The 21,982-nt window shown below is 36.5% G+C and carries 27 protein-coding genes; 19 read left to right on the forward strand and 8 right to left on the reverse strand.

Annotated features, from left to right (window positions below; genetic code table 11):
- Positions 1–23: 23 nt before the first annotated feature.
- Positions 24–470 carry an ImmA/IrrE family metallo-endopeptidase gene (locus H9650_RS13330; RefSeq protein WP_191697415.1) on the reverse strand — a complete coding sequence of 149 codons (447 nt, stop codon included), beginning with the start codon at positions 468–470 and terminating at the stop codon, positions 24–26.
- Between the two features lie 31 nt (positions 471–501).
- Positions 502–828 (reverse strand): helix-turn-helix domain-containing protein, encoded by a 327-nt coding sequence (locus H9650_RS13335; protein ID WP_144537060.1) that lies wholly within the window; start codon positions 826–828, stop codon positions 502–504.
- A gap of 222 nt (positions 829–1,050) precedes the next feature.
- Here H9650_RS13335 and H9650_RS13340 point away from each other — a divergent pair, with 222 nt between their 5' ends.
- The 7 genes from H9650_RS13340 (at position 1,051) to H9650_RS13365 (ending at position 3,842) form a co-directional block, all read left to right on the forward strand.
- Positions 1,051–1,245 (forward strand): hypothetical protein, encoded by a 195-nt coding sequence (locus H9650_RS13340; RefSeq protein WP_191697416.1) that lies wholly within the window; start codon positions 1,051–1,053, stop codon positions 1,243–1,245.
- Between the two features lie 30 nt (positions 1,246–1,275).
- Complete coding sequence (locus H9650_RS20685; RefSeq protein ID WP_263619337.1) at positions 1,276–1,401, forward strand: hypothetical protein; 126 nt, start codon at positions 1,276–1,278, stop codon at positions 1,399–1,401.
- On the forward strand, positions 1,391–1,552 hold the full coding sequence (locus H9650_RS13345) for a DUF3954 domain-containing protein (protein ID WP_144537056.1): 162 nt from the start codon (positions 1,391–1,393) through the stop codon (positions 1,550–1,552). Before H9650_RS20685 ends, H9650_RS13345 begins: the two co-directional genes overlap by 11 nt.
- 167 nt (positions 1,553–1,719) lie before the next feature.
- A complete protein-coding gene (locus tag H9650_RS13350; RefSeq protein ID WP_191697417.1) occupies positions 1,720–2,199 on the forward strand; it encodes an ArpU family phage packaging/lysis transcriptional regulator in 480 nt (159 codons plus the stop codon).
- A gap of 276 nt (positions 2,200–2,475) precedes the next feature.
- Entirely contained in the window at positions 2,476–2,769 is a 294-nt protein-coding gene (locus H9650_RS13355; protein ID WP_144537052.1) for a hypothetical protein, read from the forward strand.
- Positions 2,766–3,035 (forward strand): phage holin, encoded by a 270-nt coding sequence (locus H9650_RS13360; RefSeq protein WP_191697418.1) that lies wholly within the window; start codon positions 2,766–2,768, stop codon positions 3,033–3,035. The genes H9650_RS13355 and H9650_RS13360 overlap by 4 nt, the downstream gene beginning before the upstream one ends.
- Before the next feature lie 117 nt (positions 3,036–3,152).
- A complete protein-coding gene (locus tag H9650_RS13365) occupies positions 3,153–3,842 on the forward strand; it encodes an N-acetylmuramoyl-L-alanine amidase family protein (RefSeq protein WP_191697419.1) in 690 nt (229 codons plus the stop codon).
- A gap of 96 nt (positions 3,843–3,938) precedes the next feature.
- On the opposite strand, the gene H9650_RS13370 is transcribed toward H9650_RS13365, so the two are convergent.
- The 3 genes from H9650_RS13370 to H9650_RS13380 all read right to left on the reverse strand — a co-directional run bounded on the left by H9650_RS13370 (position 3,939) and on the right by H9650_RS13380 (position 6,673).
- The gene (locus tag H9650_RS13370; protein ID WP_191697420.1) at positions 3,939–4,625 is read right to left on the reverse strand and encodes a hypothetical protein; all 687 of its coding nucleotides are present in this window, start codon (positions 4,623–4,625) and stop codon (positions 3,939–3,941) included.
- 358 nt (positions 4,626–4,983) lie between these two features.
- On the reverse strand, positions 4,984–5,586 hold the full coding sequence (locus tag H9650_RS13375) for a hypothetical protein (protein WP_191697421.1): 603 nt from the start codon (positions 5,584–5,586) through the stop codon (positions 4,984–4,986).
- 637 nt (positions 5,587–6,223) lie between these two features.
- Positions 6,224–6,673, reverse strand: coding sequence for a DinB family protein (locus H9650_RS13380; protein WP_191697422.1), 450 nt, complete (start codon positions 6,671–6,673; stop codon positions 6,224–6,226).
- A gap of 201 nt (positions 6,674–6,874) precedes the next feature.
- On the opposite strand from H9650_RS13380, the gene H9650_RS13385 reads away from it, so the two are divergent.
- Positions 6,875–7,261, forward strand: coding sequence for a hypothetical protein (locus H9650_RS13385; protein WP_191697423.1), 387 nt, complete (start codon positions 6,875–6,877; stop codon positions 7,259–7,261).
- Positions 7,262–7,391: 130 nt separating this feature from the next.
- Here the strand turns inward: H9650_RS13385 and lexA are convergent, their stop codons facing one another.
- Positions 7,392–8,012 carry a transcriptional repressor LexA gene (gene lexA / locus H9650_RS13390; RefSeq protein ID WP_151110235.1) on the reverse strand — a complete coding sequence of 207 codons (621 nt, stop codon included), beginning with the start codon at positions 8,010–8,012 and terminating at the stop codon, positions 7,392–7,394.
- A 175-nt stretch (positions 8,013–8,187) separates the two neighbouring features.
- On the opposite strand from lexA, the gene yneA reads away from it, so the two are divergent.
- The 5 genes from yneA (at position 8,188) to H9650_RS13415 (ending at position 11,899) form a co-directional block, all read left to right on the forward strand.
- A complete protein-coding gene (yneA, locus tag H9650_RS13395; protein ID WP_191697424.1) occupies positions 8,188–8,499 on the forward strand; it encodes a cell division suppressor protein YneA in 312 nt (103 codons plus the stop codon).
- Complete coding sequence (locus H9650_RS13400; protein WP_191697425.1) at positions 8,496–9,143, forward strand: YneB family resolvase-like protein; 648 nt, start codon at positions 8,496–8,498, stop codon at positions 9,141–9,143. Before yneA ends, H9650_RS13400 begins: the two co-directional genes overlap by 4 nt.
- Before the next feature lie 64 nt (positions 9,144–9,207).
- Positions 9,208–9,441, forward strand: a complete 234-nt coding sequence (locus H9650_RS13405) for a DUF896 domain-containing protein (RefSeq protein WP_144537032.1) — start codon at positions 9,208–9,210, stop codon at positions 9,439–9,441.
- A gap of 87 nt (positions 9,442–9,528) precedes the next feature.
- Positions 9,529–11,529, forward strand: a complete 2,001-nt coding sequence (gene tkt, locus H9650_RS13410) for a transketolase (RefSeq protein ID WP_191697426.1) — start codon at positions 9,529–9,531, stop codon at positions 11,527–11,529.
- Positions 11,530–11,677: 148 nt separating this feature from the next.
- Complete coding sequence (locus H9650_RS13415) at positions 11,678–11,899, forward strand: YneF family protein (protein WP_144537029.1); 222 nt, start codon at positions 11,678–11,680, stop codon at positions 11,897–11,899.
- 357 nt (positions 11,900–12,256) lie between these two features.
- On the opposite strand, the gene H9650_RS13420 is transcribed toward H9650_RS13415, so the two are convergent.
- Both H9650_RS13420 and H9650_RS13425 read right to left on the reverse strand, forming a co-directional pair.
- Positions 12,257–13,189 (reverse strand): alpha/beta hydrolase, encoded by a 933-nt coding sequence (locus tag H9650_RS13420; RefSeq protein ID WP_144537021.1) that lies wholly within the window; start codon positions 13,187–13,189, stop codon positions 12,257–12,259.
- Between the two features lie 11 nt (positions 13,190–13,200).
- Entirely contained in the window at positions 13,201–14,097 is an 897-nt protein-coding gene (locus tag H9650_RS13425) for a hydroxymethylglutaryl-CoA lyase (RefSeq protein WP_191697427.1), read from the reverse strand.
- 108 nt (positions 14,098–14,205) lie between these two features.
- Between H9650_RS13425 and H9650_RS13430 the strand changes: the two genes are divergently transcribed.
- From H9650_RS13430 to H9650_RS13455, 6 genes are all read left to right on the forward strand, one after another.
- Complete coding sequence (locus tag H9650_RS13430) at positions 14,206–15,390, forward strand: acetyl-CoA C-acetyltransferase (protein ID WP_191697428.1); 1,185 nt, start codon at positions 14,206–14,208, stop codon at positions 15,388–15,390.
- Between the two features lie 13 nt (positions 15,391–15,403).
- Positions 15,404–15,667: a DUF3886 domain-containing protein gene (locus H9650_RS13435; protein ID WP_191697429.1), complete on the forward strand. Its 264-nt coding sequence runs from the start codon at positions 15,404–15,406 to the stop codon at positions 15,665–15,667.
- A gap of 431 nt (positions 15,668–16,098) precedes the next feature.
- Positions 16,099–17,769, forward strand: a complete 1,671-nt coding sequence (locus H9650_RS13440; RefSeq protein ID WP_191697430.1) for a polysaccharide deacetylase family protein — start codon at positions 16,099–16,101, stop codon at positions 17,767–17,769.
- A 17-nt stretch (positions 17,770–17,786) separates the two neighbouring features.
- The gene (locus H9650_RS13445) at positions 17,787–19,022 is read left to right on the forward strand and encodes a DegT/DnrJ/EryC1/StrS family aminotransferase (protein WP_191697431.1); all 1,236 of its coding nucleotides are present in this window, start codon (positions 17,787–17,789) and stop codon (positions 19,020–19,022) included.
- 13 nt (positions 19,023–19,035) lie between these two features.
- Positions 19,036–20,844, forward strand: a complete 1,809-nt coding sequence (locus tag H9650_RS13450) for a ligand-binding sensor domain-containing protein (protein ID WP_191697432.1) — start codon at positions 19,036–19,038, stop codon at positions 20,842–20,844.
- 12 nt (positions 20,845–20,856) lie between these two features.
- Positions 20,857–21,921 (forward strand): alpha/beta hydrolase family protein, encoded by a 1,065-nt coding sequence (locus tag H9650_RS13455; protein WP_191697433.1) that lies wholly within the window; start codon positions 20,857–20,859, stop codon positions 21,919–21,921.
- Positions 21,922–21,982 lie beyond the last annotated feature (61 nt).

The raw sequence follows: 21,982 nt of genomic DNA on the forward strand, positions 1-21,982 counted from the left end.
AAATTTAGTTAAGTCTATTAGATTTATTTTTTTGAAATATTTAATGGATCAAAAAACAGCTCATACTCCTTATATTGTATGGAAATTCCATATCGTTGCTTGTAGACGTTAAGGGCTTCTTTTAAGTAGTTAGCTGTAATTTCAAGGTGCAAGCAAATTTCCTCGACAGTCGTATACCCATGTAGATAACACTCGATTAAATGATCGAGTGAGACAATTTTTTCATAGCCCCACCTTCTTGCAATCAGTTCTAGCTTTTGATTGTTTATATTACCTAAATCGGTTATATTCCCGGTGGACGTCTCGTAATGTCCTAGCTCTTCAGCCAAAATACAGTGTTTTTCGTAAGAGGACTTGGATTTATTGATTTCTATATTATTGTCATAGTATAGACCGGAAAGCCCCTTTGGCAAGTCCTTTTCCATAATACATATTTGCGGATATTCCATCAGTAGTTTCTCGAAACTCATGTAATTACACCCCCTTAATCCTTCATGGAAATTATTTTCTTTGTGATTTGATAAACTCAATATACTTTTTGATGTCCTCCATCTCTTCCTCGGTAACATCCTCATCTATATGGGCGGCAATTGTTTCGATATTCTTACCCTTTTTAGATTCTAAAGGAGGGAAAAATTCATTGATAGAAACATTTAAGATTTTAGCAAGCTCATATAATATTTCTTGATTGGCCTTCCTTTCTCCTTTTTCATAACGAGAAATAGTTTGTTTAGTAGTATGTAACTTTTCAGCCAATTCTTCTTGGTTCATATTTCTCATAATCCTCCATTTTTTTATCTGTTTTCCTACGTAATTAGTCAGCTCCATGTCACTTTTTTCCTCCTGCAATAGTATTTATCTAATTATATAATAAAAGTCACCATAACGGAAGTGAAATTAAGGTATAATGCTATTTAACCATTTACAAGTAACCAATATGGTGATATATTGTTTTCACAATCAGGTTTGAACTTCTAAGATAATGGATGAATAAAAATTTTTATTGTAAAGTCACCGAAATGGTTACTTGGAGAGGGAGGAGAAAATTAGATGAAGCAGGAAACGTATTTGTTGGATGTATGGTATTTCAATAATGGTACTCTAAAGGATCCATTTGAAATTTGGTTTGTAGTTACGAAAACCAGAGGCTATGAGGAATATTTAAAAGTGAAGGAACAGTCAAGTGAAATACGCTTTAACCCATACTCTGAAAGTCTTTTATCTAATATGTTTAGGAACTGGTAGCATGAAGCGTTTGAAAGGGGTGAGTTCTAATTGTCTGTTTTATACGTACTTCTGACTACTGTTACTCTAAGCTTTAGCTTTTGTTTGATTGAAGTGGACAAGCGCTTAGCTCGACTAGAGAAAGTAAGAGAGGGAGCTGATATGTATGAAAAATGAAAAACTAAAAATCGAGCAAGCTGTATGTTTGATTAAAGATGGAGAAATGGAGCTAGTGGAAAAACCACAATATGGCTACGGAAAACAAATTATTACTTGGCAAAATGGAAAGCCTACACATATAGAGATTCAATCGACTAAAAGAATATAACCGTTACTGGAATAACCAGGACACAGACTTGAAGACAAGTCTTGTGTCTTTTTTTTGCTTTGCACCCGTTGTAGTTTAAGGCCAAATGGAAAAGGATGCCTCTTGTAATCTTGCCGTTAATGTCCAAATATACAAACTTGTGCATTCCATATTAAGGAGGACTTTAAATGAATATACAGCAAATAGATTCTCGTAAAACCAAAAAAGCAGTGGAACGTGCTTTTGCAGAATTTAGAAGATATCTACTTCAATCTTCTTTAGATAAAATGCCAACTATTACAGCTCAGTATTCCTTGGTACCGCCATCTGGAAGCTTTAGTGGCTCGTCTACTGAAAATTCAGCAGTGAAAAATATAGATTATGAGCGAAAAAGAAAGCTAGTAATGGAGAAAATTATACATGCTGTTAACAAACTATCCTACAAGGAAAGATCTATAATTACGATGAAATATTTTGGTGAGGAGGAGGTATACGATTATGAAGTTTACACCGACCTTCACCTTTCTCATCGGCAGTATTATCGTATTAAATCTGCGGCCTTTCAAAAGCTTGCTATAGTACTGAATTTAGTTGTATGGAAAGAACAAGAGATCTTGATTAAGGACATAGATCTGAAAGATAGTGAAATAATCGAGTGGCACTTTTAAGGCACACTTTTTTGTTTTAGATGTGTTTTAATATAACCTATAGAATGGTTTTAAAAATTAATTACCTAATTAGTGCTTTGTAATTAAAACACAACCATTGTCACTTTGTTGTTTGGAATAGAAAGTGAGCTCATAAAAAGAAGGCACATTGCTGGCACACATTTTCGTTTTGGATATGTTTTAATATAAACTAAGAAGAATAAAAATATGAGTGGACAGAAGAGAACGTTCCCAATAGGGCCGTTCTTTTTTTGTTCCCTAAAAAGGAGTGAGGGAATGGAATTATTCATCGGCATGAGTTGCACAGTTTTAGGGTTTCTTGTTGGGTTGCTTACTTATAGTCGCAATAGGGACAAGGATATGAAGGCAGAGGCAGCTAGAACAGCGGTAATTGAAACCAAGCTCGATAACATCAGTAGAGGGGTGGAGATAATTCAACAAGAAATGAAAGCATCGGAAAAGCATAGAGAAATTTTGTCAGAAAGACTTATAAGAGTGGAGGAAAGTACTAAGCAAGCTCACCGTCGATTAGACGAAGTAGCACTTATTCAGGAGGTGACGAGTGTATGAATATCAACTGGAATGTGCGTTTACAAAACAAGATTTGGGTGATGAGTTTCCTGTCCCAATTATTTATCCTAGCAGAGCTAATGCTTATTGCTTTCAATAGTCTAGGAATTACTGAGTATACCTTTTCAGAGAACATAGAGAAATGGATATTAGCCATGGTAAATGTAGTTTTTGGCCTGTTAGCGACATTAGGATTGATTCAAGATCCTACTACACAAGATCTCTCTGATAGTAAAAGAGCAATGACATATAAAAAACCAAATTGAGCTGCCCTTATGGGTGGCTCTTTCTATTGAAAGGGGGTGATTCCATTGGTGTAGACAACGGTTGTACAAGTTTTCTTTAAAAAAATAAAAACAAAAAATTAGAAGAGGTGATTGATTATGGTAAAAATTTTTATTGATCCAGGTCATGGGGGAACTGATCCAGGAGCTGTAGGTAATGGATTACAGGAGAAAAATTTAACTTTGCAAATTGCAACACGTGTGAAAAATATTCTTTTAGCTGAATACAACAATGTAACTGTATTAATGAGTCGTACAGGAGATACATTTCCAACTTTGCAGGATCGTACGAATCAAGCGAATGCCTGGGGAGCAGATTTCTTCCTTTCTATTCATATTAATGCAGGAGGGGGGACAGGCTATGAGGATTATGTCTATCCAGGTAGCGGAACTCCTACTACAACATATCAAACAAATATTCATTCAGAGATCTTAAAGCTTGTTAATTTTTCAGATCGAGGAAAGAAAACGGCTAATTTTCATGTTTTGCGTGAATCAAATATGCCTTCGTTGCTTACAGAAAATGGCTTCATCGATAATGCCAATGACGCAGCTAAACTTAAGACATCCTCTTTCATTGAATCTCTAGCAAGAGGCCATGTAAATGGTATTGTTAAGTCCTTTGGGCTTCCTAAAAAGAGTACCGCTGTGTATCATACAGTAGTAAGTGGAGATACAGTTTACGGTTTAAGTCAAACTTACGGAAGCACAGTTCAACAGATTAAAGATTGGAATGGCCTAGACTCCAATTATACAATTTATGTTGGTCAGGTTTTAAGAGTGAAATAATAGGTCAATGATGCAGTGAGTTGGGAGTCCTTCATTGTAAAATATTAAATAATTTATATTGAAAAAGCGTTGAGATTTCTATCACAACGCTTTTTTCTATTTAGTTTCGATTGTTACGCCTTGCAGTTTTATATATTGTCCATCAGAGACTGTAATATATGTATCTGCTTCAACGTTTTCATTTGTCACGATATCCTCTAACTGATGCGAACTGCTCTTTGAGACTTCGTAGTATCCTAATCCTGTCTCAGCATTATAAATAATTTTATATTCTCCAGCCGGGATATCTTTTCCTACTTTGTACATACCGTCTTTATAAATACCATCATTAGGAACTATAGAAGGAGCTTGCTCAATAGAATACATATCACCATCCTGAAACTTAAAATATTCTCCATCGTGAAGCGTCACATAGGAATGGGAATCCTTACTTAAATTATCATTGAAAATAATACCTTCCAATGTACCTGAGCTGTCTTTTGAACTTTCTATATATGTGTAGCCGTTAGCAAACACTATATATTCTCCTGCGGATATATCAGTACCAACCTTGTATGTCCCTGATTTAATCTTTCCATCATTTTTCTTTTCTTGTTTATCCTCGTCTGTTTTTGGATCAACAGTCGTTGAAGCTTCGTTTTTATTGTCTTCTGTGGTTTTCTCGGTAGCTATATCGTTGACTGGCTCATCATCTCCGCCGATTGATGCAAGTGCAATAACAAAAATTACGACGATTACCCAGAACCACCACTTCTTATAAAAAGGTTCTTTTGAATTTCCCATTATTCTTCTCCACCTGTCATATGTAGAATTACATTTAAACATTAACAGAATGCCCATTAATACTGTTTTTTATGAGAGCAAAGAGATATTTTGTTACAATCAAACAGTAAAAAAAGAGATGAGAGAAAAAGTAAATACTTTAACGTGTTAGTCGATTATTTAGGGGAGACTCTTTTAGATTACGTCTTTTTGTGTATAGGTCATAGGCTGGAAGAGCTTAGGGAGGCCATTACTTAATAGGCATTTTGAAAGAAGAACATTGTTTTTTTATTACAATATAAAAATGAAAATTATTGTATGTATAAGACTGGTCGCTAAACAAGGGCGATCAGTCATCAAAAAAGGTTAATAGAATTTGTTATTGGATTCCGTATTCTTTAATAAGAGCCTCCATTTTTCTTGAAAACTCACGATCCAATTTCCTAACCTCATTTAGAATTTCGTTTGCTTTAGTTATTTTGTTTGGATCATTCGCATCAAGACCAGCAGCAATTTCACTGAATGCGATATGTTGCTTGCTAATAGCATCTATTAATATTTCATGCGTGGCTGCAATATCATCATTTGGAGGAATAATAGCTTCAATGTTTTCTAAAACAAACATATTTTGTGGAAGAATTTCCTCGTAAATAGTAGTGGCAAATGTATAGCTGTCCAATTGACCATTGGATGATCCAAATCTTAGCTCATCCCAGCGTACTGCTAAATCTGTTACCTCCATATAAGCTACTCTCACATCGTCCACATAGTATTGCACCAGTTCCTTATCTGTAGATACGACTACCTCCTCAGTTACTGTTGCCTCTACTTTTGAATCTGATTTGTTTTCCTCAGCTGCAGTCTCTTCTTTTGTTACTACTTTCTCTATCTCTTTTTCAGGTTTTTCTTCCTCCTTTGCTATGGAGCAAGCAGTAAGGCCCAACATACAAGAAACCATTATTAAAAAGAACCATTTTCGCATTATCAAAAACTCCTTTTGGCTTTTAATCCTGTGCTTATTAAAAAAAGTAAAGAACGTATTGTATAACTTGGTTTAAGATGATAGAAAAATAGTTGCTTTTACAAGGATTTAGTTGAGCAAATGTAAGGTCTGTCGTTAGTTCCTGTACTTTATTTATTATTTCTCACGATAAGAAAGGGGATTTCAGTCGGCTTTAAAATATGCACTTATTTACTATATTCATCTCTTAAAATGAAGTCACTGCTATAAGGAAGGAAAACGGGTTTTTGTTAGAGTGGATATATACGACAGGTTACGAGAACAGTAGGATTAGAAAAGGTATTTAAATAACATTTTTATGGAAAATAAATATTGAGGCATGAGGTGGCATTGAGAAGAAAAATCCTACTATGTAGCTTTTAAATAATCAGATGTGGAATTGGGGGGGATGCATATATGTATTAACTTCAGTACTCATCAGCTAGGGAAACAAAAAAAGGAAGACAAAAATTTTTATTTTAGTCCTTCCTTTTTTGTTGAATCTAATGATTTGAGGATAGAAGAGCCAAATTAATGTAGCGAAAGGGAATGGGATGAATTGTTTCACCCCCATTAGATAATTTTTGAACAATATTCTCAGTTAGACAATGAAGCTAATTTAAAAAAGAGGTTTAGGAAAACCATTGAAATGAGCGATGATGCCAATTTGTCCTATGTGGTATGCTTCGTGACTATATATATGATGGAATACCCAGTTAAAAGTTGGGGGAGAAGGAGGAATCCAACCATCAGAAAATTTAGGGACTTCAATCAGTTGATTAAACTGTTGATCAGTCAAGTTATTTAATATTCCGTCTGTATGTATGCGAATATCTTGATAAGCTTTAAGTATTTCGAACGGAGAGGAATTTTTGTCTAAAGTCAAAACTAACTTTTGTTGGAGTGCCACTTCATTAATCCAGAAATCCTCACTAGTAGCAATATGTGAAAGAACCCATGCCAAATTATTTGGATAGGTTGGTGAGGTTTTAAACCAGCTTTCTTCTTGTAAACTATTCAAATAAGGTAATAACGTTTTTCTGTAATCATTCCGATATGGAAAAGCCAAATAAATCAATCCTTTCTATTAATATAAATTAAATAATGTAAATATAAATTTTAATAAACAAATGTATTCATTTATGAATTCCTAAAGATTTTTTAATATTCCGATGAATTGAAATAGGATAAAGAGCTTACAAATTTGATGTTAATATAGTACAATGCTACTTATATATCTGTAATTCCGGAATTAGTGGAGGGATAGAATGTGGATGCAAATGAATTAATTAATGTGATTAATCATAGTATAGAAAAGTTAGATTATGCTTCAGCAAGAAAATATATAGAGGAAAATCTAAATCTAGTTAATATCAATAAGCATTTACTTATTGATAATGCGAGAAGTGTGTTAGATTACATAAACGACACCCTAGAATCAGGAGCCCAGCCTTTAACTCGCCAAGAAGTTTCCTTGATTTACACGATTAATAAGCATGCTATGAAATTTGACGTTAGAGCTTTGAGAATGGTAATAAGAGATAACCCGTCCTTGCTAATAAGACAAGACATCAAACATTATTTTAATGAAGATGCAAAGACTCTCTTAGAGGGAATGAATGTAATACCAAAACAATCAAAACAAGCAATAATATAAACAAAACCCCTTCATGTCTCGAACATGAAGGGGTTTTTCGATGATCTAAACAAAAATGTCCACTTTCTTGTTAGATATGATATCGGCTCAAAGTAATCATACTATGAAAATTGTAGAAGTCAAGCAATCATTAGTGAATATGTCGGTAAACTCCTACTACTTTTCCTAAAATAGAGACTTGATTAACAATAATCGGATCCATCGCAGAGTTCTCCGGCTGAAGGCGGAAATACGTTTTTTCTTTAAAGAATCGTTTTACTGTTGCTTCATCCTCTTCTGTCATTGCTACAACGATGTCCCCATTATTAGCAGATTGCTGTTGTTTAACAATGACATAATCTCCATTCAAGATTCCAGCTTCAATCATACTATCACCCATAATTTCTAACATAAATAGGTGATCATCTGAAGTACCAAATGTTTCAGGAAGCGGGAAGAATTCTTCAACGTTTTCAATTGCAGTAATAGGCATACCAGCTGTAACCTTCCCAACTAAAGGAACATGCACAACTCCCTGCCTTTCGACCGTAGCCTCTAAACCATCTAATATTTCTATTGCACGTGGTTTCGTAGGGTCTCTACGAATTAAACCTTTACTTTCCAATCTTGCTAAGTGGCCATGTACAGTAGAACTTGAAGCAAGCCCTACTGCCTCACCAATTTCACGTACGGATGGTGGATAGCCTTTTTTACGAACTTCTTCCTTTATAAAAGCTAGAATATCTTCCTGTCTTTTAGACGCTTTCTTCAATGAGTTCACCTCTTTTAGTAATAAATTCCCTACTAGATTAATACTTATTAATAGTATACCAGTGTCCTGAAAATTATGCAAACATAGGTTCTAATATTTGTTGACAAAAACAAATGTTCGTATTAATATTAGAACATACATTCCGAACAAACATTCTAATTTTGGGGGTTTTTTTATGAATTGGGTAAAAAACAATTATTTTTTAGCATTATTTTTAGGACTAAATCTTATATTTATGACAACTATGGTAATCTCACATACAATAACAACCGAGGAAGACTCACACATCAAAATAGAACAAGGGGATTCCTTATGGGCTCTTGCAACAAAATATGGCATAGAAGATTCAAGGGAAGAATGGGTGAGTCAGGTAATAGAAATGAATAATTTATACGATACCTCTATTAAAGCTGGGGATGTTATAGTTGTTCCTAAAGTAAGTGAGAACCTTCACTTAAATTATGGAACAGAGGTAGCGGGAGAATGAAATCAGTTATTTATTGTCGAGTAAGTACAGACAAATCCACACAAGAAACTTCTTTAGAGAGACAAGAGGAAGAGTTGATAGATTTTGCTAAAAAACAGGGCAGTGAGGTTTCTCAGGTTTTTGCAGATCAGCATAGTGGATATGATGTTGAGAGAGACGGGCTATTAGAGATGCTCAATTATGTAAAAGAAAATGATATCAAAGCGGTGTTTGTGCAAGATGAAACTAGAATAGGTAGAGGTAATGGTAGAATGGCTGTCCTTCATTTACTTCAGAAAACAAACACAACGGTCTATACGTTACAGGATAAAGGGATATTAAACTTAAATGAAATGGATTCTATGCTTTTAGAAATCCTTGCCTTGGTGGAGGAATATCAACGTAAAATTCATAATGCTAAGATTAAAAGAGGAATGAAGCGCGCGATATCAAAAGGCTATCGTCCAGAAAAGAATTTAAAAACTCGTGGAAACCCTGAGGGAAGAGAGCGAATAGATATACCTGTTGATGAAATTGTCCGATTACGGAACGCAGGGCTCACATACGAGGAAATCACCTCTACATTAAAGGGATTAGGTTTTAATATAAGTAAAGCAACCGTACATAGAAGATATATGGAATTTAAAGAGACTCACGAAGGGTAAAGACTTGCACTTCGTGAGTTTTTTTCATACCTTTATATAAGAGTTAGTTGAAAGGATGAAAAATATGTTAAGTAAAGAAAAACTAGCACGTATTAATGAGCTGGCAAAAAAGTCTAAGTCCAGTGGATTATCTATTGAGGAAGCAAAAGAACAAAGTGCTTTGCGTAAAGAATATTTGGAAACATTTAGAGCAACAATGAGAGATACAATAGAAAGTGTAAAAGTTATCGACCCTTCTGGAAACGATGTTACACCAGAAAAGGTACAACAAGCGAAAAAGGGTAAATTTCTGAATTAACTAATCATTTCAGAAACCATTGATAATACACGAATTGTTGTCTAAACTATTATTATAGAAAAAATTTTGTTCGAGAGGATGTCATTCATGTCATTACAATCAGATTTATTAGCAATTACGACTATTCGTACTCTATCTATCGATGCAATCGATAAAGCAAACTCTGGTCATCCAGGTCTTCCTATGGGAGCTGCACCAATGGCGTACACATTATGGACAAAACATTTACGCCACAACCCAAGCAATCCTAATTGGTTTAACCGCGACCGCTTTGTTTTATCAGCAGGTCATGGCTCAATGCTGTTATATAGCTTGCTACACCTTGGTGGTTATGATCTTCCTATGGAAGAGATTAAAAACTTCAGACAGTGGGACTCTAAAACTCCCGGACATCCAGAATTTCGTCACACAGCAGGGGTAGAAGCAACAACTGGTCCTTTAGGACAAGGTATAGGTATGGCTGTAGGTATGGCTATGGCAGAGGCGCATTTAGCTGCTACTTACAATCAAGAAGGACATTCTATTGTTGATCATTATACGTATGCATTATGCGGAGATGGAGATTTGATGGAAGGTGTAGCTGCTGAAGCTATTTCTCTAGCGGGACACTTAAAATTAGATAAATTAATCGTATTATATGATAGTAATGATATTTCGTTAGATGGAGATTTACATAAATCTTTCTCTGAGAACATTGAAAAACGTTTTGAATCATACGGATGGAACCATATTTATGTAGAAGATGGTAATGATATTGAAGCAATTTCAGCTGCAATCGACAAAGCTAAATCACAAAACGATAAACCAACAATTATCGAAGTGAAAACAGTTATTGGATTTGGTTCTCCCAACCGCTCTGGAAAAGCAGATGCTCATGGTATGCCGCTTGGTAAAGAAGAATCTCTATTAGCTAAAGCAGAATATAAATGGTTATTCGAAGAAGATTTCTATGTACCAGAGGAAGTTTATGAAACTTTCAAGGAAGCTGCTGAGCGTCAAGGTGTTCAAGAAGAAGCTACATGGAACGAAAGATTAGCTACTTATGAAAAAGAGTTCCCAGAGCTAGCTCAAACTCTAAAACAAGCGATTAATGGAGAGATGCCTGCAAACTTTGCAGATGCACTTAAAACTTATGAAGAAGGAACTTCACAAGCAAGTAGAGCAGCTTCAGGTGAAGCGATTAATGCCATCGCTCAAAATCTGCCTTCATTTTTCGGAGGAAGTGCTGACTTAGCTGGTTCTAACAAAACGACTATTAAAAATGCTGGAGATTTCTCTGCAGAAAACTATGCGGGCAAAAACATCTGGTTTGGTGTTCGTGAGTTTGCAATGGGTACTGCTCTTAATGGTATGGCCCTTCATGGCGGTCTACATGTGTTCGGTGGGACATTCTTCGTATTCAGTGATTATGTACGCCCTGCAATTCGTCTATCCGCATTAATGGGATTGCCAGTAACATATGTGTTCACTCATGATAGTATTGCAGTAGGGGAAGATGGACCAACTCATGAACCAGTTGAGCATTTAGCTTCACTAAGAGCTATGCCAGGCTTATCAGTAATCCGTCCAGCTGATTCAAATGAAACAGCGGAAGCATGGAAATTAGCTGTATCCTCTAAGGATCAACCAACTGTGTTAGTGCTTTCTCGTCAAAACTTACCTACACTTAAAGGTTCTGTAGACCAAGCTAGTGAAGGTGTGGAAAAGGGAGCTTATATCGTTTCACCAGTTGAAAATGCAGAGGGTATCTTACTTGCAACAGGTTCAGAGGTTGGACTAGCAGTAGAGGCTCAAAAAGCTTTAGCAGAAGAAGGAATTCAAGTTTCTGTAGTATCTATGCCATCATGGGATAGATTTGAAAAACAAGATACTGCATATAAAAATGCTGTGTTGCCTTCTAACTTAACAAAACGCCTTGCTATTGAAATGGGATCTTCTCTTGGATGGCATCGTTATGTTGGATTCGAAGGTGACGTTATTGCAATAGACCAATTCGGTGCAAGTGCACCTGGAGAGATCGTAATGAAGGAATATGGCTTTAGTGTAGAAAATGTTGTTTCTAAGATGAAAAATCTACTACAAAAATAATATTCTTCTTTGCAATTCGAATACTTTTTCTTAAAAGTATTCGAATTGCTATTTATCAAAGAATTTATATAGAATGCCTATGAAATTTATAGTATAATTTCAATTGGTGTCTTGTACACGTAGAGAAGTTGGTAAAGGAGGAGAAACATTGGATACTTGGATATGGGTTGTTATAGTAATTGTCGCTTTAATCGGTGGTGTTGTAATCGGATTTTTTGCAGCACGACAATATATGATGAAATATTTGAAAGAAAATCCACCAATCAATGAACAAATGCTACGTATGATGATGGCACAGATGGGTCGTAAGCCATCCGAAAAACAAGTGAAACAAATGATGAACCAAATGAATAAAATGCAAAACAAATAATTAAAGGCACTCATTAATTGGGTGCTTTCTGACTGTAAACATCTCAAACTAATTGAGCTGTTTGCAGTTTTTTATATACACTCATTTTATTTTGGGATTATTTCTAATATGAAAAAGGATTACTTCAAAAATATTTGTTGAATTTTATTAAAGTAGACTCCCAAAGAAATATAGATTCTCTTTAAGGAGATTTTCACTCTGAATTTATTATGTAAAGATTTCAATTAGGAATGATTTGTTATCAATAAAAATAAAAAGAGGATTCCAATTCTATAATGGAATCCTAATCTTAAAATTTTATTATTCAATATGCTTAATTAATGGAATATTAATCGTTTAAAATCAAATTAGAAATGCCTATTTTTCCCCTAGTAAGCTATATTGCTTTAAAAAATCTGATACAACTTCTTCATATTCCTTGCTATTTTCATTAAACGATTTAGCGTGTGCTCCTACATCGAATAATTTGAGCATTTTAGGTCCTTTTTTCTTTTCATATAAATCTTCTGTCATCTTTGGCAAGATGAAATCATCCTCCATACTATGAATAAATAAAACAGGTTTTTCTATTTTATCTACTACATCAATCGGAGATACCAAATTCAAGGTGTAACCATCTCGCCATTTTAAGAAGAGATTAGCAAATCGGATGGCTAAGCTAGAGCGAAGTGGTGTGGTTTGGGTAAGTAAATGATAAACCTGGTCTTCAAAATCAGAGAAAGCGCAATCTGAGATATAGAAGTCTGCATCGTCAATAATTGAACCGGCATATAGTAGGGTGGTGGCTGCTCCCATTGACTCCCCGTGTATCCCAATTACCGCTTTTTCGCCTGCACGTTCCCTTACTGCTTCCACTATTGCCTGTAAATCCATTTTTTCGTAATAACCAAAGCTTGTCGTTTTACCTCCAGAATCACCATGTCTACGATGATCATAGACGACGCAGTTAAAGCCAAGTCTTTCGAACATTCTTACAAAACGTAGCGAATTAATCTTATTCTCAGTAACACCATGACAAATGATGACATAATTCTTCGTTTGGAGAGGTTCAATGAAAATCGCTTTCAGAGAGTAACCATTCTTGGAGGGTATCCACCGTTCTAATTTGTTTACAGCATTAAACCAGACCTCATCTAAACGTTTGGAAGTAATTTCTCGATTGTAAATAAAGTCATCTTCTTTTTTCTTCATGTACATGAGTTTATTCGTGAGAAAAAAACCAAACACTGTGGCTACTGCTGTAAGAATACTTGTGAAAATACTCGTCCAAACGATAACTCTTTTTTTCATAAGCTCAGCTCCTACTTGCTCTTATATAATCTATACATCCCTGTCTCAATTGGTCTGGAAACATATGGAGCAACGATATTGACTGCTTTTAATAATTCGTCCATATTGATATTGGTGGAAATATCCATTTTATGTAGCATATTCACAACATCCTCAGTTGCTACATTTCCTGTGGCACCGGGTGCAAAAGGACATCCTCCTAAGCCACCTGCAGATGTGTCGAATCTTGAAATACCGGCCTGTAGGGCTGCAAATATATTGGCATTCCCCATTTTGCGAGTATCATGAAAATGTGCAGTAATTAATGTATTCGTAAATTCATTTTTTATAGCATGGAATAAATTATAGCTTTCTTTTGGATTCGCCATTCCAATGGTATCTGCTACGCTAAGTTCGTTTACTCCCCATGACACGAATTCCTTGCATAGGTCGATTGTCTTTTGTGGATCGACCGCACCCTCAAAAGGACAATAGAACGCAGTAGAAATACATGCTCGGACAAAATGTCCATCTTCCATTAGTTTTTCCACAATAGGCTTTAATTCATCCATACTTTCTCTTGTAGTTTTGTTAATATTTTTTTGGTTAAAGCTATCTGATACACCTACGAAAATTGCGAAGCTAGTAGCTCCATTTTCCATTGCTAGCTCTACACCTTTTTTATTTGGTGTTAGTACAAATTGTCTACCCACTTTTTTAACTTTCGTAACGATTTCTTTTGAGTCTTTCATTTGTGGAACCCATTTTGGTGATACGAAAGAACTTAGTTCCATTTCTTCTATACCAGCCTGTTGAAGCTGTTCAATAAATGCTAATTTTATTTCTGTTGGAACCTCATTTTTTTCATTTTGTAGACCATCTCTTGGTCCTACCTCGATTATTGTCACTTTATTTGGTAAACTATACATATTCATCCCTCCCTCTTTTATTGTAATGAATGGATGGTTGAACAAGCAAACTTTTAATTTGATTTATTAGATTTTATTGAAAAAGGGAATATTAAGGAGGAAATTCACGTGACAAATGAAGTTGTAATCGTAAGTGCTGTTAGAACAGCGATTGGTTCTTTCCAGGGTGGATTAAAGGATGTACCAGCAACTAAACTTGGGGCTATCGTTATTGATAAGGCGTTAGAAAAAGCAGGGGTAGAAAAGGAATCAGTAGATGAAGTAATCATGGGGAACGTGCTTCAAGCAGGTCTAGGACAAAATCCTGCCAGACAGGCATCCATTCAGGCTGGACTTCCACAATCGGTTTCAGCTCTGACTATAAATAAAGTATGTGGTTCAGGACTTAAAGCAATTCATCTTGCTACTCAAGCAATTATTGCTGGGGATGCAGAAATAATTGTAGCTGGCGGAATGGAAAATATGAGTCAAGCCCCTTTTCTATTAAAGAATGCTAGAGACGGCTTCCGGATGGGAGACCAAAAAGTAGTGGATAGCATGATTTCCGATGGACTATGGTGCGCATTCAACGATTATCACATGGGTATAACGGCAGAAAATCTTTGTGACCGTTATGACATCTCACGTGAAGAGCAGGACAAATTCTCTGCGCGATCACAAGCAAGAGCTGCAGAAGCTGTAGAAAATGGAAAGTTTGATGAAGAAATAGTTCCTGTGGAAATTCCACAAAGAAAAGGAGATCCCGTTATCTTTGATAAAGATGAGTATCCGAAAAAAGGGTCTACTGAGGAAAAACTAGCTGGATTGCGTCCGGCATTTAAAAAAGATGGGTCTGTTACCGCTGGAAATGCTTCTGGTATTAACGACGGGGCAGCTGCTGTAGTTGTGATGTCTAAGCAAAAAGCAGATCAATTGGGCCTAAAACCTTTGGCTACCATTGTGGCTAACGCATCTGCTGGAGTAGATCCAAGCGTAATGGGTATTGGTCCGGTAGAGGCAGTGAAAAAGGCATTGAATAAATCCCAGTTATCTCTTAGTGATATTGAGCTTATTGAAGCAAACGAAGCTTTTGCAGCTCAATCTATAGCAGTTGATAGAGAGCTATCCTTCAATCATGATATACTAAATGTAAATGGTGGAGCTATTGCTTTAGGCCATCCAATCGGTGCTAGTGGTGCTCGTATTTTCGTTACTTTACTTCATGAAATGGAGAAGAGAAATGCTAAAACAGGACTTGCGACACTTTGCATTGGTGGAGGTCAAGGGGTAGCTACTATTGTGAAACGCTCATAAAGTAGGTGAAAAAATGGCTAAAAAAAAGCAAAAAAGACATCAACAGCCGCAAGTAAAATCCTCTTCTGTAAAAGAAGAAGGTAATGCTCTTTCTGATCAGCTTTCTATGGATGTTCTTGCTAAGTTAAAAGAAACGAAGCAACAGTTAGTGACAGCTGAACAAGAAAGAGAAGAGGAAAGACAGGCACAGCTTGCTTTTGAAAAAAAACAAAAAGAAAAGAACAAAACCTTTGAAGAGCTACTCGATGAGTATGGCTTTGGTGGATCTAAGTTCTAATTGAAGACCTATTCACCCGCAAAGGTGAATAGGTTTTTTTATTAGATAAGGAATTTTAAAAAATTAGCATAGGGCTATTTGATAAGTAGAATATTATTTTTCCTTCATCTTTAGAGCAGACAATCCTCTCAATAAGTAAAAGAAAATAATTAAAACACATTTTTTTTTGCTTTTATGCTGAAATCGGTCTGTTTCCTAGAAGCAGCAGTTTACGACAATAACTGTGTAAATTACTACAATGGAGCCTTGTTTTACGGCAATCTCACTCTCATTTGAAAATCCAATTTCCAAAAACAAAAACTCGATTATAAAAAATATATAAAATTTTCAAACAATTAATTGATAAAAATATCCAATTATACTATGATTATCATAACAATATAATAGACATGTAATATACCTGTCTGTTCCTATAGAGGAGTGACCATTCAATGAAAATGGCAAGGCTGGGGGTTCTTTTAGATAGAGAGGAAGCAGAGAAGCAATGGGGGAGGGGAAACAATGTTTTTGAATGTTATGTTTATGAAATTCTCGACCATTTTAGACTCCCTTATCAAAAAATAGATAGTTTGGAACAACTTAATTCCTTTGATTTATTGATAGTCGCTCAATGCCCGGATACTGAAGCTACTCAAGCAAAAATACTAAACTATGTAGAGTCTGGGGGAATTGTGATTGCATATGGTGGACTAAATAATCTGAAGGATAAGTTAGGATTTAAAAGTCAACATATTTCCACTGCAGGATATGCAGAGCTTTCGACTTTTCTCAATCAACAGACCCCTCTTCGATATCTTCAAGCGGAACCTTGGACCTATGAAGGGACAGAGTTATCGCACAGCCAGTTAGGGACATTGCTAAATGAGGATGCGTATGCACTACAGCGAATTCAGCACGGAAAGGGCTCGATTGAGCGTTGGGCAGTTCCTATACCACAAACGATCGTTGCTATGCAGCAAGGAACTGCTCCAGTAACTTTAGACGGCATTCCAGCACCAGATGGGAGTGCAAATATTGATGAGGATATTTTAAAGGCAGATGATGGCTTCGAGCTAGATTGGGATTTAGATAGAATCTTTACCCAAACAGGAATGCCGTATTTTCCTCATCCTTACGCAGACTTATGGAGAGAGGTTATTCTAGAGCATCTTGTTAAATGTGCAATGGATAAACAACTTACTATTCCTCTTATTGATTATTGGCCAACTGACGTGAAGCATATGGCTATGATCTCTCATGATAGTGACCTTAATGTTGATGAATCAGCACAAATAACACTAGATACACTAAAATCAGAGAATGTGCAATCCACTTGGTGTATGATTGCGCCTGGTTATAATGCTTCTATTTATGAGCAGATAAAAAAAGATGGTCATGAAATAGCACTCCATTATAATGCGCTTGAGCAGGATGATGGCATTTGGTCGCAAGAAGCCTTTGAAGCACAGCTTACATGGCTACAACAATCTACAAAAGTTGAAAATATAATTTCAAATAAAAATCATTATACGAGATTCGAAGGGTGGGGAGAATTTTTTGTATGGTGTGAGAAATATGGGATTGAAGCAGATCAGTCGAGAGGGCCAAGTAAAAGAGGAAATATAGGATTCCTATTTGGAACATGCCAACCTTATTTTCCAATGGCTTGGGCTGATGAAAAAAATCGACTATATGACGTGTTGGAGATTGGCTTCCTGACGCAGGATTTAAATCATCATACATTAGCTGATGCAACGGTCATTGAACCTTTTCTTGAAGGAGTAAAAAGAGTGAATGGAGTGGCCCATTTTCTATTTCATCAAATTCATATTTATCAGCAACAACCTGTTCGTGAAGCTATAGTCCAATTAATCCATACTGCAAAGCAGCAAGGCTTTTCGTTCTGGACCAGTAAGCAAATTAACAATTGGGTAAGAGGAAGACGAAAAGTAGAAATCATAGGTATTTCCGATTTAGGTGAGATCGAGCTTAAAGGGAATATATATGAGGATAAGTTAGTCGTTCTTTTGCCTGTTTCGGCTGAAACTTCACAAACGGTCAAACGTTTTGGATTGAACTGTAAAATTGCTTCGATTGCCAATCACATCTTAAAAGAAGCTTAATGTTGGAGGGGCTTATGATGAAAAACAATACTTTAGCAATATTTGGTGGCCAACAAGTAAAAACGACTCCCTTTGGTACTGGAAAGCGCTTTGGCATAGATGAAGCCACGGAGCTACTTGAAGCATTAGAGCAGAATACTCTTTTTTATCATTTTGGCAACAAGGTCAAGCAATTTTTATCCGATTTTAATGAAATGTATGGAGTAAAGTATAGTGTTGCAACCTCCTCGGGTACTGCTGCGCTTCATGTAGCCTTAGGAGCTGCTGGCGTTACAGTAGGTGATGAAGTAATAACAAGTCCGATAACAGACCAAGGTACCGTTATCGGAATTCTGTATCAAAACGCTGTCCCGGTGTTTGCAGATTTGGAGCCACATAGCTATAACCTAACAGCTGAATCTATCGAAAGAGTAATTACACCGAAAACCAAAGCAATTATCGTCGTTCATCTTGCTGGCAACCCCTGTGACATGGAACCAATCATGGAGCTTGCTAAAAAACATAAGATAAAGGTGATTGAGGATTGCGCCCAAAGCTATCTAACCACGTACAAAGGACGTTTGACGGGAACAATTGGAGATTATGGGTGCTTCAGCACAAATGATTTTAAGCATATATCTACTGGAGATGGCGGAATTGTTAGTATTAATTCTGGTCAAGAGGAAGATTACTACACAACACATGCTTTTGCGGACAAAAATTATAAAAGACAGGAAAAGTCAGTTATAAGGGATATCGAATACTTGGCACCAAATTATCGAATGACAGAGCTACAAGGTGCAGTTGGTATAGCTCAATTAAAGAAGCTGGAATGGATTTGTACGAGACGAAACGAACTTGGAGAACAATTGACCGTAGGAATACAGAATACGAAGGGCATTCATCCAATGAAAATTACTAAAGGTGGATGGTGTAGCTACTGGTTTTATATGTTCACTCTGGACTCGGAATCTTTGAAATGTACACGTGAAGAATTCTCGACGGCACTATTAGCAGAGGGTATACCAAACTCACCTGGGTACATACCACAGGTTCTGTACGCTCAAATTTTATTTCAACAAAAGCAGGCTTACTTAAATAGCCATTATCCTTTTGACCAAGGTAACTATGATTATGCTATTGGAAGTTGTCCGAACGCGGAAAGAATTTTGCAGAATGCAATTCGACTAGATATCAATGAGTTTTTTGAGAACAAAGATATAGAGGATATGATTACGGCGTTAAATAAAGTAGCAGCCCATTATCGTGTGTAAGGGAGAGGTCTTTATGTATAATAAATTTATAGATCATGGGACTCCTATTGACGCGGAGGAAGAGCGAACTGCTGCCTTATGTACGAAGGAGGATGGCACTAGATTTGTTATTGCTTCAAAGGGGTTTGTATTAATAGTTGACATAGACATGGGTAGTTCCAAACAGGTTTTTTTCCCAGAGGGAAATAAAGAATATCCTTTTGCTTCCTTTAGTAGTAATGGGCTATTTTATACAGGTGCAGGAAATATGCTGCTGGTGTTGGACCCGTTCTTGGAACGCTTCATAGATTATCAAATGATTGAAAATGAAGAAGAAATTGTTGGATTTAGTTTTGCGGAGGATTTAACAGGTAACATTTATTTCACCACCTATCCACGATGTTTTTTACTATCCTATAATCCAGAAACGAAGAGTGTCATGGATTACGGCTCCATGCATTCACAAGAAAAATATCCAAGTAGTCTTGCAGTTGACGAATATGGCTGGGTATATATTGGAGTAGGTACAGAATTCAAGGACATAATAGCCTTTCATTTAAAAACAGGCAAGAAAAAGAATCTAATTCCCTCTTCCCTTAGGCAAAAGGGGTCAGGTTATATTTACCTTGGCACAGATGGTTTTGTCTATGGGCATATGGAGGCATCAGATATGAGGGATGTATTAACAGCTTCACAGTGGTTAAAGTTCACAGAGGGTGAATTTCAGACTGCTAATTATGTTGCACCATCTTATTATGGAGGAACTGGATTTCAAAAAATACACCATTATCAAGAAGCATCCTATGAAATATTAAGCTACAGTCTATCGGAAAGATATGTAGAAATTGTAGAAAAGAAAACTGGAGTTCATACAACCATTCAGCTAAATTATCAGTCGGATGGAGCTGAACTCTCTACTATTTATCTCGATATATCCGGATACATTTATGGAACATCCATGCATCCTCTACAATTTTTTCAATTTGATATATCTAATAACTCCTTTAAAAATTTTGGAGCACTAGAAAAAGGCGGCGGTGGAAATATTTGTGCCTATGCCTCCCAGGGCGATTTACTTGTGGGAGTAGCTTATGCAGGTGGCAAGCTTTATGTTCATAATATGAATCAGAAATCAGAAAAACCTACTAGCCCTCGCTTAATTTTAGAGGAGGAGCATATTCATCGTCCACGGTGTGCTCTTGCCACGAGCGATAAAAAAGAAGTCGTATGGGGTGGATTTCCGGGTTATGGGGTAGTTGGTGGTGCTTTAGCATTCTTTCATATCGAGACAGAAAAACATACTGTAATTTCTAATAATAATATTTTACCCTATCACAGTACGATCTGTCTTAGCGAGCTAAGAAACGGGGATCTCGTTGGTGGAACTAGTGTAGAAGCCCCAGGAGGAGCCGAGGTCAAAGCGCAAGACGCCAATTTGTATGTGTTAGATAAAAAAACAAAACAATTGAAGTATAAATTTGCTCCCTATAAAGGAACACGAGAAATCATCTCTATTTATACGGATAGTTATGATTACGTTCATGGAGTGACGGAGAAAGGTTTATATTTTGTATGGATGCCGTCAACCAACACAATTATTACTGAAAAGAATCTCTCTCATTATGGGGAGCCTATTCGCTCTTGTTTCGTGTTTGATGAGCTCACTCAATCTCTTTACTGCCTGATGAGTAAAGGACTCTTCGTGAAGAATATGCAATATCCAGGCACTGAAATTTTGTTAGTTGAAGAATTGCCCACAAAGGCGAGTAGCGGAATTGCTCTCTATCAAAAAAGAATTTACTATGGGAGCGGCAGTCATTTGTATAGCGTAAGTCTAGATTGATGGAGGGCAGGAATGTATACATTAACTACTTTAAATCAACAAGGGGCCTCATCCCTTTTACACGAAATAGGAAGTAAAGAAGACTGGGAGAAAAAGAGAAGTCAATTAGAAAATACATGGCTTGAATGTATTGGAGGAATCCCGCCATTAGTAAAAACGCAGTTTGAAGTATCCTCATGGGAGACATTTCCTGAATACTATTTTCTAAAAGTAAGGTATGCTACGTTTTTTGGAGATACTGTGCCGGCAAACCTGCTACTGCCACGAGAGGTTAACTCAAAAAATCTGGCGAGTAAGAACGATGCCTTGGAAATCTTATATTCGGATAAATTACAGCATCCAACAGTGATCGCCTTACATCCTACGAGTGAAGTAGGGAAAGACGATGTAAGTACGCCAGAAGGTAGAGAAAATAGACAATATGGACTTGAACTTGCCAAGAGGGGATATGTAGTTCTTGCACCTGATACTATTACAGCAGGAGAACGGGTTCTAGATATCGAAAAACCTTTTCAAACAGCAACCTTTGATAGGCAACATCCTAATTGGTCGGCTGTGGCGAAGATGATTACTGATCACAAGCAGGGAGTTAGTCTGTTAGAGAATTTTACTTGCGTTGATAGCACTAGAATAGGTGCTATTGGCCACTCTTTAGGAGGCTATAATAGCTACTTCTTAGCTGGAGTTGATCGAAGAATAAAGGCAGTGGTTTGTAGCTGCGGGTTTTCAACAATTGCTGGGGATCCAGAACTGCATCGATGGGGTAAACGAGAATGGTTCAGTCATATACCAAAGCTAAGTGAATACATAAATGAGGGTAAAGTTCCTTTTGAGTTTACGGAGATAGCGGCATTGGTCGCACCAACCCCTTTTTTTATGTGGATGGGGCAAAATGATTATATATTCCCACACTGGAAGCCGGCTGCACAAGGCTTGAATGATTTGAACTCCTTATATCGATGGTTAGAACAAGGGGATCGAATTAAAACGCTTATTGGAAACTCTGATCATGATTTTCCAAAAGAAATTAGACAAATGGCTTACCTATTTTTAGATAGGTGGTTAAAGGAAAAGTGATACTATCAACCTTCCACATGATATTATGTATTTATAGTTAATTTGGGCCGATTTGAGGCAG

This window comes from Psychrobacillus faecigallinarum (assembly GCF_014836595.1).
In the GTDB taxonomy this organism is placed as follows: Bacteria; Bacillota; Bacilli; order Bacillales_A; family Planococcaceae; genus Psychrobacillus; species Psychrobacillus faecigallinarum.

Bases quoted from the DNA above. Each gene is read 5' to 3' on its own strand.
- H9650_RS13330 (WP_191697415.1), bottom strand. From the start codon at position 470: ATGAGTTTCGAGAAACTACTGATGGAATATCCGCAAATATGTATTATG.
- H9650_RS13335 (WP_144537060.1), bottom strand. From the start codon at position 828: ATGGAGCTGACTAATTACGTAGGAAAACAGATAAAAAAATGGAGGATT.
- H9650_RS13340 (WP_191697416.1), top strand. From the start codon at position 1,051: ATGAAGCAGGAAACGTATTTGTTGGATGTATGGTATTTCAATAATGGT.
- H9650_RS13345 (WP_144537056.1), top strand. From the start codon at position 1,391: ATGAAAAATGAAAAACTAAAAATCGAGCAAGCTGTATGTTTGATTAAA.
- H9650_RS13350 (WP_191697417.1), top strand. From the start codon at position 1,720: ATGAATATACAGCAAATAGATTCTCGTAAAACCAAAAAAGCAGTGGAA.
- H9650_RS13355 (WP_144537052.1), top strand. From the start codon at position 2,476: ATGGAATTATTCATCGGCATGAGTTGCACAGTTTTAGGGTTTCTTGTT.
- H9650_RS13360 (WP_191697418.1), top strand. From the start codon at position 2,766: ATGAATATCAACTGGAATGTGCGTTTACAAAACAAGATTTGGGTGATG.
- H9650_RS13365 (WP_191697419.1), top strand. From the start codon at position 3,153: ATGGTAAAAATTTTTATTGATCCAGGTCATGGGGGAACTGATCCAGGA.
- H9650_RS13370 (WP_191697420.1), bottom strand. From the start codon at position 4,625: ATGGGAAATTCAAAAGAACCTTTTTATAAGAAGTGGTGGTTCTGGGTA.
- H9650_RS13375 (WP_191697421.1), bottom strand. From the start codon at position 5,586: ATGCGAAAATGGTTCTTTTTAATAATGGTTTCTTGTATGTTGGGCCTT.
- yneA (WP_191697424.1), top strand. From the start codon at position 8,188: ATGAATTGGGTAAAAAACAATTATTTTTTAGCATTATTTTTAGGACTA.
- H9650_RS13400 (WP_191697425.1), top strand. From the start codon at position 8,496: ATGAAATCAGTTATTTATTGTCGAGTAAGTACAGACAAATCCACACAA.
- H9650_RS13405 (WP_144537032.1), top strand. From the start codon at position 9,208: ATGTTAAGTAAAGAAAAACTAGCACGTATTAATGAGCTGGCAAAAAAG.
- tkt (WP_191697426.1), top strand. From the start codon at position 9,529: ATGTCATTACAATCAGATTTATTAGCAATTACGACTATTCGTACTCTA.
- H9650_RS13420 (WP_144537021.1), bottom strand. From the start codon at position 13,189: ATGAAAAAAAGAGTTATCGTTTGGACGAGTATTTTCACAAGTATTCTT.
- H9650_RS13425 (WP_191697427.1), bottom strand. From the start codon at position 14,097: ATGTATAGTTTACCAAATAAAGTGACAATAATCGAGGTAGGACCAAGA.
- H9650_RS13435 (WP_191697429.1), top strand. From the start codon at position 15,404: ATGGCTAAAAAAAAGCAAAAAAGACATCAACAGCCGCAAGTAAAATCC.
- H9650_RS13440 (WP_191697430.1), top strand. From the start codon at position 16,099: ATGAAAATGGCAAGGCTGGGGGTTCTTTTAGATAGAGAGGAAGCAGAG.
- H9650_RS13445 (WP_191697431.1), top strand. From the start codon at position 17,787: ATGAAAAACAATACTTTAGCAATATTTGGTGGCCAACAAGTAAAAACG.
- H9650_RS13450 (WP_191697432.1), top strand. From the start codon at position 19,036: ATGTATAATAAATTTATAGATCATGGGACTCCTATTGACGCGGAGGAA.
- H9650_RS13455 (WP_191697433.1), top strand. From the start codon at position 20,857: ATGTATACATTAACTACTTTAAATCAACAAGGGGCCTCATCCCTTTTA.